The organism is Phytohabitans houttuyneae, from assembly GCF_011764425.1.
Lineage (GTDB): Bacteria > Actinomycetota > Actinomycetes > Mycobacteriales > Micromonosporaceae > Phytohabitans > Phytohabitans houttuyneae.
Genome location: NZ_BLPF01000001.1, coordinates 1274155 through 1286793, shown reverse-complemented (window position 1 = coordinate 1286793; position 12639 = coordinate 1274155). Strand labels below are relative to the sequence as shown.

Sequence of the window (12639 nt, the reverse complement as noted above, 5' to 3'; positions counted from 1 at the left end):
CCGGGAACGCCGTGGCCGGCTCGGGGCTCGTCACGGGTGTGCGGATGTGGGCCGTGGGTGTGCTGGCGGCGGGCCTGGTGGTGGCCGGCTGTGACGGGGGCGCGCCCAGGCCCGACGCGAGTCCGAGTCCCAGCGCCAGCACAGCGGGGTGTGCGCGGGTCGCGGCGGGACGGGCGGACGCGGCGGCGACGCTCAGGCCGGGGCCGTCCGAGGGGAAGCCGAAAGCCACCGCGGCAGGTGAGGCGCTGGTCGTCGACGCGCTAGTGCTCGGCGAGGCGTGCGCGCCGGCCGCGGGGGCGGCGCTGCGGATCTGGCACACCGACGCGCGCGGGCTGTACGGGCCGAAGGGCGGGGACGACTGCTGTTTCTACGAGGCGCTCGGCACGTCGGACCACAGTGGACGGTTTCGGCTGGAGACGATCCGGCCGGCGCAGTACCCCGAGCCGAACGCGCCGGCGGCGCACATCCACGTGCGGATCGACCACCGCGACCTGCGGTACGAGGTGACGATGGTCTTCGGCTTCGGCTCGCCACCCGCCACGGTCATGCCCACGGACGGGCCGGTGGTGGTCCCGCTCAGTCACGACAGTGCCGGATGGCGAGGCGAAGCGGTGGTGGTGCTGGCTAGCTGACGGGCTCGCCGTCGACGTAGACGGTGACGCCGGGCTTGCCGGTCCAGAAGGAGAGCAGGCCGGCCACCTTCTGGCTCTCGGGGAGCGGCGTGCGGTAGGTCCACACGATGTCGTCGCGGACCGTGTCGCCCGCGCGGACGGACCAGTACGTCGCCTTGCCCTTGTACGGGCAGTGCGACTCGGTGTCGCTGGGCTGGAGCAGGTCGAGGCGCACGTCGGTCATCGGCAGGTAGTAGCGGGGCGGCAGCCCGGTCTCGAAGAGCACGTGCGGCCGGGTCGACTCGGCCACGGTCACGCCGTCCACCTCGACGCGCACGTGGCGGGAGCTGGCCAGGATGTCCACGCGCGTGTACGGGCTGCGCACGTGCACGTAGACCGGCTCGTCCTCCTCCAGCCACTCGTCCATCGCGTCCCAGTCGAAGCGGACCATGCCGCGCAACTCGTCGATCGGCGAGTCCTCGTGGCGCGCGGCGGCGTCGACGGCTTCGCGGTCACCGACACGCACGGTGTAGAGCTGGCCGTCACCGCGGCTGGGGGAATGTTTGGTACGGCCGGTGGGCTCGAGCACGCCCTCCCGCACGTCGGCCAGCGGCAGGTAGTAGGTGGGGTAGTAGGGGCTCTCCCACACGTAGGCCGGCTTGGTCGTGTCGGCGATCACCTGGCCGTTGAAGACCACGCGGACCCGCTTGGCGCCCTGCTCCACGCGTACCCGGCCGCGGGCGGCGGTGGAAGCCGTAGAAGTAGTCATGTTGTCAACCAACTCACCCGATCGAGATCGAATTCCGGATATGGTGCTCGCCGTGAGCAACCTCCTCAAGAGCGTCGCGGCCAAGCTCCGCAAGCGCCCGCGCCGCCCGGCGGCGGTCAGCATTTCCGGCCGCACGCTCGTGTACGCCCCCAACTTGGACGGTGACGCCGACCCGGGGAAATCGTGTGGACCTGGGTGGCGTACGAGGACGACCCGCGGCGGGGCAAGGACCGCCCCGTGCTGGTGGTGGGGCGGGACGGGCGCACGCTGCTGGGGCTGATGCTCTCCAGCAACGCCGACCGGGACGGGCAGCGCCACTGGTACGCGCTGGGCCCCGGGGCGTGGGACCGCGAGCACCGTCCCAGCTGGGTGCGGCTCGACCGGGTGCTCACCGTCGACGAGGACGGCATCCGCCGCGAGGGCGCGGTGCTCGACCGCGTGCGCTTCGAGGCGGTGGCGCAGGAGCTGCGCACCGGCTACGGCTGGGGGTGACCTCAGCCGGAGCGGCCGCCCGCCGTGTCGCTCGGGTCGCCGACGATGCCGGCGAAGAGGGGCACGCCGGTGGGTGGGTGCACGATCACGAAGGCGAACGGGAGATCCGCGCTGACCGTGATCGTCGGCGGCTGGCGCATCGAGGTGAGCGACATCAGCCCCGTGGCGGCGGCCGCCTCCGTGCCCCACTCGTCCACGGTGATCGTGGCTCGCTGCACGGCGCCGTCGACGCGGAGCCCGGGGTGGATGCCGGTCAGGTCGGCCCCGGCCTCGAAGACCGTCCGGAGACCGAGTGCCTTCATCGGCGGTACCAGATCAATGTGCGAACCGTAATCGAACCGCGGCATGGCCAGGCGGACGTAGGCCGGCGCGAGTGATCGTGCGACGTCGGCCAGCAGGTCGGGCGCGAGCAGCGCGTCCGGCGCCTGGTCGTCCGCCGGCACGACGATCCGCATGGCGAGGTCGGCGCCCTTGTAGGGCAGCTCGACCGCCTGCCAGCCGGCGCCCGCGGCGTGGGCGAGGTCGGCGGTGAGGTGCATCATCGGCACCCGCACCGGACCGCCGGCGGCGGCGAAGTGCTCGTGGGTGGTGGCCGCCTCCTCGAACGGGTGGCGCCACTCGGCCTTGAGGTGGATCGCGTTGGCGATGACCAGGCGGGTGGCGGGCGAGAGGGCGTCGAAGAGGCGGGGGATGCGGCCCGCGGTGGCCTCGTGCACCCACGCGTTGACGATCTCGGCGCCGTCGCGTGCGAAGTCGACCGGGTGCACGCCGGTGCCGTAGTGGGTGGCGAGCGTACGCAGGAACGGGGCGCCGACCGGCAGGTCGAACTGCGTGAACAGGCCGTTGGCCAGGTGGACGTGCTCGGTGGCCGTCTGCCGCGTGATCGAGTTGAACGCCTCGTGCGTGCCATGCTCCGGAAAGCCGAACACGCCGTCGATCTCCGCGGCCGTCTCGCCGCCCGCGCCGGCCCGCGCCATCGCGAAGGCGAACGCGAGGGAGAGCGGCGAACACACCCAGTTTGTGGTGGTCGCCCGCTCGGCGAGCGCGTGGCCCGCGCGGGTGATGCCGGCGGCCACCTCGGCGACCGGCGCGCCGTCGGGCGGCGTGGCCCGCTCGACGCCTTCCGCGGTGAGGGTCGGGACGGCTGCCATACCCACAGACTATGCGGCCGCGGCCGGCTTCGCGCCGGCCGCGGCCAGTTGTTGCTTGTCCCTTGTGGATCGTCAGGCGCTGTAGCCGCGCTCGGCGATCCAGTTGGCGAGCGAGATGGTGCTCATCCAGTAGGTGCCACCGTTCGACGGGTCGAACGGGTCCGCGATCTGGACCGTGCGGCCCTGGTCGCGGTACGCCACGACGGTCAGGTAGTGCCCACCCTCGTACGAGTGCGCCTTGCCGTTCACGTCGAGCGCCGTGCCCTTGATGTTGGCGACGATCGGGTAGCCGCTGCCCAGGGCACGCACCGCGTCCGCCTGGAGGCGGTCCATCTCCGCGGGCTTGGCGGACGGGCCGGGGATCTCCCGCGTGCGGTAGAAGTCCGTACCGTTCACCTTGTTGAGCACGCGCGTGGTCTCGTGCGCCGAGTTGGTGCCGTTTTCCGTGGTGCCCAGGCTCTTGGCCAGGTCGTACTGGCTCACCACGTGCCCGCGCGCGGTCAGCGCGATGCGGGTCGCGGCCGGGGCGCAGAAGTAGTACGTGCTCTGCTCCTGGTAGCCGAAGCGGACCTGAGCCGCCTTCTTGGCAGCCACCTTCTTGGTTTCAGCCTTCTTGGCGTCAGCCTTCTTGGCGTCAGCCTTCTTGGTGTCCGCCGCCTTCTTGGCGACGGGCTTCTTGGCGGCGCTCGCCGCCTTGCCCGCGGGCGCGTCACCGTTGCCGGCGACGGTGGCAGCGGCGGCGGGGGCGCCGCGCTGGCCGGGGTGTTCGCGGCCTGAATGGCGGCCGGGCCGCCGACGGTGCCGACGGCGAGTGCCAACCCAGCGGCGAACATCGCCGGACGCTGGAGCCGGTTCCTGTCGATGGACGCGATCCATCGATCGAGGACGTGCTTCATCAGGGGGAACCCTTTCGTTTGCTGGGGATGAGCGGCAACCCCGGGGGCGGGGGCCACTCGCGAGCACACGCTTCCGTCTGTGGCGCGGCTCATGTCTCGCGCGGGCCGCTCTGGCTGAGGGCCGCGGTGCGCTGCGGCATCTGTTGGTACAAGCCGCATACGCAGCGGCACGCGCGGTGGGGTCCGGCGTGCCGGGGATTTCAACTGGCCGGTAACCCGATCCATTCCCAGGCTACGTACGTGTCCCAGGCCACTTGCCGGCATGGCCCGCAGGCCCCATGCGCGCGCACCCGGTCGGCCCGTCACGCGGGGGTCGTTCGGGCCCACGGGTCTGGGACCCGCGACCCGGTGTGCCTGGCCCGCCAGGCCCGTCATGCGAACCCACCGGGCCGCCCACACCAGCCTGGCGGGCCATGTGGACGTGGCCTCGGGGCCGGGGTGCGGTCGGCCCGGCAGGCCGACCCGGTGGGGCCGGTCAGGTCACTGGACTGGCCCGTCCGGCTTCTTTGTCACGTGCCAAAACCCGGCAACCGCCACCACAGCGCCCAGGATGGCGACAAACGGTGGCAAAATCGCCGCGGCGATGGCCAACGCGAAGAACCCGATGACGACGGCCCAGAGAAACCTTGTGCCCCCACTCACGTACCACTCCCGTTGTTCGTGCGGTCGTGGCCGGCGCAGGGGGCCCCGGCGATGCGGGCTGACGGCCCGCACGGCAGGTAAAACGAGCGAGCCCCGGGTGGGGCGCGGCCCCCGTCCAACGCCGCCCGCCAGCGGGATATGCCCGCGCGGATGTGGGTTGGATGTCCGGTGGGCCGTTGATGCCCCGAACTGATGCGGGCGACCGCGATGTCCCGCACGGCACGCCGGCGCGGCTGGTCGTGGGCCGGACCGAGCAGGGCTGTTATCGCACGTCAACTCCCTTGGACCTACTCAAGGGCCTGGCTGATGGGAGGTGTCGCGGCGTTCGTGGGCTCTCGACCTGGGCGCACCGGTGCGCCCAACTGCCCCGGCTACTCCGGTGCCCGGCTACCGCCCGCTGCTGGGCCGGCGGGCGGCGATGGCGCTGGGGTCGCCGGTTTGCTGATGGGGTGCGAGGCGGTGTCGCGGTGTGCGTCGCTCTCAAGCTGGGCGCACCGGTGCGCCCAACTGCCCCGGCTACCCCGCTGCCCGGCTACCGCCCGCTGCTGGGCCGGCGGGCGGTGATGGCGCTGGAGTGGCCGGTCTGGCTGACGGGATGCGAGGCGGGTGTCGCCCTGTGCGTGCTTTCGATCTGGTGCACCGGTGTGCCCAGTTGGCTGGCTATCCCGGTGCCCGGCCGCCATCCGCCGCTGGGTCGGTGGACGGTGGCGATGTCGGAGTCGGCGGTTTGGCTGCTGGGATGCGAGGTGTGTCGCGGCCTGTGTGGCTCGCGACCTGGGCGCACCGATGCGCCTAACCTGCCCGGGTACCCGCCGGGCCATCGCCCGCCGCTGGGTCCGTTGGTGGTGATGGTGTCGGAGTCGGCTGCATCCCCGGGGCCTGCGGTAACGGCGTCAGAGTCCGCGGGGGACCGCAGGCGGCGCATCACGGGAGAGGCCGCCCACGGCGACGGTCCGTGCCACCCCATCCGGCGGCGGTGCGCTCGCGGGGCCGAGCAGTGCTCCGGCCACGACGCGACTGGGTGTTGGAACCGGTCCGCTCGATCGGCGAGAGCGTGCTGGACCTTGGCGCGCGCGCCCGGCAGCGGAGGTCGGGGGTTTCGGCGAGCCCTGGCGAGCCGCCGACCGGAGCGGTGCCCGCGGGAGCATACGGTCCGCAGGTGGCGCGGACGGGGGCATACCAGCCAAATCGCCGCGTGACTGCGGCCGCGCCCCAAGCGGCCGCGCCCAAGCGGCCGCGCCCAAGCGGCCGTGCCCCCGACCGAGCCGTGCCCCCGACGGAGCCGCGCCACAAAGCGGGCCACATCCGAAACCGAGCCGCGCCCAAAGCGAGCCGCGCCCAAGTTGAGACGCGACCGAAAGCGAGCCCCGCCCCAAAGCGAACGGTAAGTGACGAAGTGGACGGTGCGCACCGAAGCGGACGGTGAGCGACGAAGCGGGCGGTGACGAAGCGGGTCAGGCGGACGCGGCGGCGAGGGCGGCGCGGCGGGAGCGGCGCCACTTGGTGACGATGATGGTGCTGGCCACCAGGCCCAGCCCGGCCGGGGCGATCGCGAACCAGTTGATGTCGCCGGGGGAGGCCACGGCGGCGCCCATCGCCGCGTAGCCGAAGGCGGAGGGGACCGAGGCGAGCACGCTGCCGACCAGGAACGGGCGGACGCGGGCGCCGGTCGTGCCGTAGCCGTAGCTGATCAGGCCGAAGCCGCCCACCGGGAGCAGGCGGACCGTGACCACGCCGAGCACGCTCTGCCGGGCGAACCAGCCGTCCAGGCGGGCCAGGCGGCCGCGGACGCGTTCGGCGACGAAGTCGCGGCCCAGCGTGCGGCCGACCGCGAAGCCGAGGGCGGCGGCGATCAGCGCGGCGCCGAGGGCGTAGCTGGCGCCGCCCACCGTGCCGAAGAGCGCGCCCCACGCGAAGGAGACCAGCGTGCGGGGGACGAGGACCACCATCATCAGCGCGCCCAGCAGGATGGCGGCGGGGGGTGCGAGCGGGCCCAGGCGGTCGACCAGGCGGGGCGCGTCGGCCAGGTCGGGCTGGGGGAGCAGGAGCACGGTGAGGCCGAACAGCGCGAGGATGCCGAGCAGCAGCGTGAAGCGGGCCACCGACCGCTGCCGGAGCAGGGGTGCCAGGCGGCGTACGCGGGCGATCACGAGGCGGCCGTCGCGGCGATGCGTTCCGCGCGCAGGCGGTCGGACCAGGTGTCGTCGAGCGGGGGCAGCGAGTCGTAGCCGGTGGCCCAGCGCAGCAGCAGGTCGGCGATGGCCGGGTTGCGGGAGAGGGCGGGACCGTGCGAGTACGTGCCGAGCAGCTTGCCCCGCCACGCGCCCTCGGTCGAGCCGTCGTTGCCGACACCGGTGGTCACGCGGGCCAGCGGTGAGACGCCGGGGCCCAGGTGGGTGCGGCCGCCGTGGTTTTCGAAGCCGGTGAGTGGGGGCAGGCCGAGCCGCGGGTCGATCGGGCCGCCGAGCTCGCCGACCGCGCGGGTGGGTCCGCGGTCGGAGCGGAAGTCGAGCAGGTCGAGGCCGGCGTACTGGGCGCCCTTGGCGAAGAAGGAGCCGCCGAGCAGCTGGTACCCGGCGCACACCGCGAACACCACCGAGCCCTGCGCCACCGCGCGGTGCAGGCCACCGTCCGCGATCAGCCGCTGGGCCGCGAGCGCCTGTGGGCCGTCCTCGCCGCCGCCGATCAGGTAGATGTCGGCGGTGGTGGGCATCGGCTGGTCGGAGCGGACCTCCATCGTCCGCACCGGCAGCCCGCGCAGTGCGGCCCGCCGGGCGAGGATGAGCATGTTGCCCCGGTCGCCGTACGTGGACAGCAGGTCCGGATAGATCCAGACGATGCTGATCGTGCTGTCAGAGGACACGGTCGAGCTCCGCTCGGATGTCTTGGAACGCGGTGTAGTTGGCGATCACTTCCAGCCGGCCGGGCGGCACGAGCTTCACCGCCTCGCCGAAGGTACGTACGTGCTGGAAGGGCACCTCGTTCACCTCGAGGCGCACCGCCAGGTCGTACGCCCGGTCGCCGGTGATGAGGACCTGGCGGCCGCGCAGGGGGCTGAAGTCGACGTCGAACAGCCACGACGTGTCGAGGCCGTCGGGGTCGCGGGCGTTGATGGACAGCAGGGTGGGCGCCTCGTCAGCCATGTCGAAGGCCTCCAGCCAGCTCGCCGGGTTTTTCGCCAGCAGCAGCCGGATGTTGCGGCCGTCGCGGACCACCTGGGCGTACCGGCCGGCGACCGAGGCCACCGTGGACAGCCGGGAGACCGCGTCGGTCGGGCGGACGCCGAACTGGGCCGCCACCGCGAGCGCCGTGGCCGCGTTGCCGAGGTTGACCCGGCCGGGGAGCTGGAGGGAGACCTTGTGCCACGCGCCGCGGGGGTCGACCACGCCTTCGTCCTCGACCACCCACTGCGGTACCGGCCGGCGCAGCGAGCAGCCGGTGCACCACCACTGGTCGGCCTGGCGCTCGATCGGCGAGCCGCACTCGGGACAAACCCACGAGTCGTCATGCCACCGCTGGCCGGCGCTAAACCACGTGACGGCCGGCGATCCGGCCGCGGCCCAGACGACCATCGGGTCGTCCGCGTTGGCCACCACGTGCACGCCCGGGTGGTTGGCGAGCGCGGTGCGCCACATCTGGGCCATCATCGCGACCTCTTTGGCCCGGTCGAGCTGGTCGCGGGAGAGGTTGAGCAGCGCCACCACCCGTGGCTCGGTCGCGACCAGCACCTTCGCCAGGTAGTGCTCGTCGACCTCCAGCACCGCGTACGGCGTCTGGCCGGCCTTGGCGAGCGCCGAGGTGTGGCCGGTCGGCATGTTGGCACCGAAGCCGTTGGTCGCCACCGGCCCGAGCACGCCCACCGCGGCCGCGGCCAGGCGGGTCGTGGTCGTCTTGCCGTTGGTGCCCGAGATCAGGGCGATCGCGCGCCCCGACGCCAGGTGGGCGAGCAGGTCAGGGTCGATCTTGAGGCCGATCCAGCCGCCGATCACCGAACCGTCGCCGCGCCCCGCCGCTCGCGACAGGGCGGCCGCCGTGCGGGAGACCGAGCTGGCGACCTTCGCCCGCAGGGGCATCTTGCCGTCCGTCACGGAGGCGAGGTTACCAACGACCGTTGGATCTCCACCTGGGCGTCGGAAAACCGTCGATCACGGCCAGGCACGGCGCGAAGTGTGTGGTGATACTCACGGTGATCGGTAGACGCACCGTGAGGCGTGGATTCACGCAGTGTGGCGACATTTTGGACAGCGTACTTAACGACCGCTCATTTGCTGGCGTGCCAAATTCGCTCCGCAAGATCACCGTCACGCCGTGTGGATCGGGGCATCCGCTAGAAACGTTGGGCCGGGTCCAAGCCCGGCCGCACCGCCGGGACACGCCGAGCCCTGCCCACCCGTCCGGTGCGGACCCTGGAGGCACACAACGGCATAGCGGGCAGGGACGGGGGACCCAGGATCTGCGGTCCCGAACCCGGCCGGGGAGACCCGGCAGGGCCGAGGCCTTGGGGTGAAGCCGCCACTTGCGCGGCCGGGCAATCCTTCCCGCCCGAACCCGACAGCTCACCTCGCAGGCGTGCCGGAGGGACACTACGTGCACGAACTCCGTTCGGGCCGGCACAGGCTGCCCGCGAAACGGCGGGGCGGCAAGCTCGCGCTCGCCGTCGGGCTCTGCGTCTGCGCCGGTCAGCTCATGGCCGGCCCGGCCCTCGCCGACGCGGCTCCCGCGCCGGCCACGGCCGCCACCGCGCCGGCCACCGCGTCGATCACGCCCTACGTCACGATCAAGCCGAACACGACGAACCTCTCGCTGGGCTCGACGCTCACCCTCACCGCCACCGTCGCCGACCCCAACACCCGCAAGGGCATCTGGGGCGGCACCGTCCAGTTTCAGGTGTGGAAGGGGAAGTGGGTCAGCACCGGCACCCGCCCCGTCTACTCCAGCGGCAAGGCGACCCTCTCCATCAAGCCGTCCACGACCCGCCTCTACCGGGCGGTCTACAGCGGGCGAGGCGCCTACAAGGGAACGGTCACCGGCCGTGCCAAGGTGACGGTCGTCGCCGGCCGCGCGAAGGTGCTGGCCGAGGCGCGCAAGCACCTTGGCAAGCCCTACGTGTACGGCGCGGTGGGGCCCTCGTCCTTCGACTGCTCGGGCTTCACCAAGTACGTGTACCGGGTGGCGACCGGGCGGGTACTGCCACACAAGGCGAACGACCAGCAGCGCGCCGGCATTGGTGTCGCCAAGAACAAGGTGCTGCCCGGCGACCTGATCGTGATCCGCTCCGGCTCGTACGGCACGCACGTCGGCATCTACGCCGGCGGCGGCTACATGTACGACGCGCCCCGCCCGGGCGTGCGGGTCGGCAAGCACAAGATCTGGTCGAGCAACTACGTGGTACGGCGGCTCGCCGCCTAACCTCTCCACTTCCCTCCCCGGTACCTCTACATCCCCCATCCCCCAACGATCCAGGGCAAGCCCATCCGGGTTTGCCCTGGATCGTCTCTGGGTCCCGGTAGTGGATCAGTCCTGTCGCGATCCGGACCCTCCACCGGCCTCCACCGCATTTGACGTGCTGTTTTGTCAAGGGGGTCACCCGAGGAACGCTGCGATTCCGGTTGCGAGTGGAGGGAAGTGGAGTACAGTGGGGCGCAGTGGCAGGGTTACTCACCGGAGGGACCCGCCGGCCCCGGGGACAGCGGCTCCGCGAAAGCCGCCAGAGGCGAGGGGGTGGGCCGATGTTTCTCGGCACCCACACCCCGCGCCTGGACGAAAAGGGCCGGTTGATCCTTCCGGCGAAGTTTCGGGACGAGCTGGCGGGAGGTGTCGTGATCACTAAAGGGCAGGAGCGCTGCCTCTACGTCTTTCCGACGCCGGAGTTCCAGCGGATCGCCGGCCAGCTGCGCGAGACGCCGATGACGCACAAGGCGGCTCGGGCCTACAGCCGGGTGTTCTTCGCGAGCGCCCACGACGAGGTGCCCGACAAGCAGGGCCGGGTGACGATACCGGGCCACCTGCGGGAGTACGCCGGGCTGAGCCGCGAGCTCGTCGTGATCGGCGCGAGCACCCGGGTGGAGATCTGGGACAAGCAAGCGTGGGACACGTATCTCTCCGAGAGCGAAGACGACTTCGCGGGCATCGAGGAGGGGGTGCTGCCCGGAGGACTGTAAGGGCTGGCAGACGCCGTACTGCGAGATCTCCAGCCGCTCCTGCACCTGACGTCTCTTCCCCGATGTCAGGCGCGTCCCGGCCTCCCCGCGAAGGAGGCTCAGGAAGGGCGGATGGGGATCTGGCAGTACGGCGCACGGTTCTTCGGGCACCGGGCGCATGCGCACACGGGCGGGTCACTGGGGGTCGAGATGGGGGAGCTGCGCGGCACGCACGTGCCGGTGCTGCTGGAGCGGTGCCTCGCGCTGCTCGCGCCCGCGCTCGACCGGGACGACCGCACCACCCTGCACGTGGACGCGACCCTGGGCCTCGGCGGGCACGCGGAGGCGGTGCTCCGGGCACACCCCCGGACCGTCCTCATCGGACTCGACCGGGACACGGAGGCACTCGCGCACGCGCGGGCACGGCTGGAGCGGTTCGGTGACCGCGTCCACCTGGTGCACGCGGTCTACGACGAGCTGCCCGAGGTGCTCGACCAGCTCGGTTACGAGCGGGTCGACGGGGTGCTCTTCGACCTCGGCGTCTCGTCACTGCAGCTCGACGCGCCCGACCGCGGGTTCGCCTACGCGCAGGACGCGCCGCTGGACATGCGCATGGACCAGACCCGCGGCCGCACCGCCGCGGAGGTCGTGAACACGTACGAGGTGCCCGAGCTGGCTCGGGTGCTGCGGGTGTACGGCGAGGAGAAGTTCGCCGCACGGATCGCCGCGACGATCGTGCGCGAGCGGGCGAAGGCGCCCATCACCTCGTCGGCACGGTTGGCGGAGCTGGTGCGGGACGCGATACCCGCGCCGGCGAGACGGACGGGTGGACACCCGGCCAAGAGGACTTTTCAGGCACTCCGCATCGAGGTAAATGGCGAGCTGGCCGCGCTCGAATCAGCGCTGCCGGCCGCGCTCGACGCCCTCGCGCCGGGCGGCCGCATGGTGGTCCTGTCCTACCACTCGCTGGAGGACCGGATCGCGAAGCGGGCGTTCGCCGCCCGGGCGCGGAGCACCGGGCCGATCGACCTGCCGGTCGAGCTGCCCGGCACCGGGCCGACGCTGCGGCTGCTCAGCCGTGGCGCCGAGCTCCCGAGCGACGAGGAGGTCGCGGCCAACCCGCGTGCCGCATCGGTGCGGCTGCGGGCCGCGGCCCGGATCGAAGAGGGGGAGGGGAAATGAACGTCAGCAAGCGCTACACGCCGCGGTCGGGGGCCGGGCCGCGGAGCAGCACCAGACGGCAGGAAACACGGCGCTCAAGGCAGAGCCTGCCGAGAGCCAGCCGATCAAGGCAACGCCCGCCAAGGGGGAGCAGCTCGCGACGGAGCCGGGGGCACCACGCGCGAGCGCAAGGTGGGGGTTCCTTGGCTGCGGGTGGCGCCGCCGCTTCCGGTGGTGGTGCCGCGGGCACCGTTCATCGCACTGATCCTTGTCGTCGTGGTCGGCGGCGTCCTGGGGATCCTGGTGGTCAACACGAAGATCAACGAGAACGCGTTCCGGCTCAGCGAGCTGCGCGAGCAGCAGGCGTCGCTGGACGTGCAGGAGCAGCAGCTCAAGCAGGAGATCGCGCGTGCCGAGGACCCGGGCAACCTGACCGCGGCGGCCCGTAAGCAGGGCCTCGTGCAGGGCCGGCCGGTGCAGATCCAGCTGCCCGACGGGCGGCTGACCGGGATGATGGTGCCCGCGACCGAGGAGCCGTCGATCACCAGCCAGCAGGGCACCGGCCAGAACGGCCCGGCTCAGAACGGCACCGGCCCGAACGGGACGGGCCAGACGGGTACCGGCACCGGGCAGACCGGGACGGGCCAGACAGGGACCGGGACCGGGCAGACCGGGACGGGCACGGCCGGGCAGCCGGCCGCCGGCACACAGCAGGAGACCGGTACCGACCAGCAGCCGACGGAGTAGGTCAGCATGCCGCAGCGGCCAACGGGTTCT

10 protein-coding genes, 2 pseudogenes and 1 riboswitch are annotated in these 12639 nt (G+C 72.3%); of the genes and pseudogenes, 6 read left to right on the top strand and 6 right to left on the bottom strand.

The window, feature by feature from the left end; genetic code table 11:
* The first annotated feature begins 44 nt into the window (after positions 1-44).
* A complete protein-coding gene (locus tag Phou_RS05960) occupies positions 45-632 on the top strand; it encodes a dioxygenase family protein (protein ID WP_173054259.1) in 588 nt (195 codons plus the stop codon).
* Here the strand turns inward: Phou_RS05960 and Phou_RS05955 are convergent.
* On the bottom strand, positions 625-1380 hold the full coding sequence (locus tag Phou_RS05955; RefSeq protein WP_173054257.1) for a DUF427 domain-containing protein: 756 nt from the start codon (positions 1378-1380) through the stop codon (positions 625-627). The two genes, Phou_RS05960 and Phou_RS05955, sit on opposite strands and share 8 nt — an antisense overlap.
* A gap of 130 nt (positions 1381-1510) precedes the next feature.
* On the opposite strand from Phou_RS05955, the pseudogene Phou_RS05950 reads away from it, so the two are divergent.
* A pseudogene (locus Phou_RS05950) lies at positions 1511-1872 on the top strand (type II toxin-antitoxin system PemK/MazF family toxin); the annotation flags it as partial.
* Between the two features lie 2 nt (positions 1873-1874).
* Here the strand turns inward: Phou_RS05950 and Phou_RS05945 are convergent.
* From Phou_RS05945 to Phou_RS05925, 5 genes are all read right to left on the bottom strand, one after another.
* Positions 1875-3023 (bottom strand): serpin family protein, encoded by a 1149-nt coding sequence (locus tag Phou_RS05945; RefSeq protein ID WP_173054255.1) that lies wholly within the window; start codon positions 3021-3023, stop codon positions 1875-1877.
* A 72-nt stretch (positions 3024-3095) separates the two neighbouring features.
* A complete protein-coding gene (locus Phou_RS05940) occupies positions 3096-3899 on the bottom strand; it encodes a C39 family peptidase (RefSeq protein WP_173054253.1) in 804 nt (267 codons plus the stop codon).
* Positions 3900-6015: 2116 nt separating this feature from the next.
* Positions 6016-6801: a TVP38/TMEM64 family protein gene (locus tag Phou_RS05935; protein ID WP_371872170.1), complete on the bottom strand. Its 786-nt coding sequence runs from the start codon at positions 6799-6801 to the stop codon at positions 6016-6018.
* On the bottom strand, positions 6708-7424 hold the full coding sequence (locus Phou_RS05930) for a type 1 glutamine amidotransferase (RefSeq protein WP_173054251.1): 717 nt from the start codon (positions 7422-7424) through the stop codon (positions 6708-6710). The genes Phou_RS05935 and Phou_RS05930 overlap by 94 nt, the downstream gene beginning before the upstream one ends.
* The gene (locus tag Phou_RS05925; RefSeq protein WP_173058147.1) at positions 7414-8634 is read right to left on the bottom strand and encodes a MurT ligase domain-containing protein; all 1221 of its coding nucleotides are present in this window, start codon (positions 8632-8634) and stop codon (positions 7414-7416) included. Before Phou_RS05925 ends, Phou_RS05930 begins: the two co-directional genes overlap by 11 nt.
* Positions 8635-9005: 371 nt before the next feature.
* A riboswitch (cyclic di-AMP (ydaO/yuaA leader) is annotated at positions 9006-9146 on the top strand.
* Between the two features lie 2 nt (positions 9147-9148).
* Here Phou_RS05925 and Phou_RS05920 point away from each other — a divergent pair.
* From Phou_RS05920 to ftsL, 4 genes and pseudogenes are all read left to right on the top strand, one after another.
* Entirely contained in the window at positions 9149-9970 is an 822-nt protein-coding gene (locus Phou_RS05920) for a C40 family peptidase (RefSeq protein WP_246273294.1), read from the top strand.
* Between the two features lie 320 nt (positions 9971-10290).
* A complete protein-coding gene (gene mraZ / locus Phou_RS05915) occupies positions 10291-10722 on the top strand; it encodes a division/cell wall cluster transcriptional repressor MraZ (RefSeq protein WP_173033118.1) in 432 nt (143 codons plus the stop codon).
* Between the two features lie 189 nt (positions 10723-10911).
* Positions 10912-11865, top strand: a pseudogene (gene rsmH / locus Phou_RS05910) (16S rRNA (cytosine(1402)-N(4))-methyltransferase RsmH); the annotation flags it as partial.
* Positions 11866-12054: 189 nt separating this feature from the next.
* Complete coding sequence (gene ftsL / locus Phou_RS05905; RefSeq protein ID WP_173054249.1) at positions 12055-12609, top strand: cell division protein FtsL; 555 nt, start codon at positions 12055-12057, stop codon at positions 12607-12609.
* Positions 12610-12639: the final 30 nt, after the last annotated feature.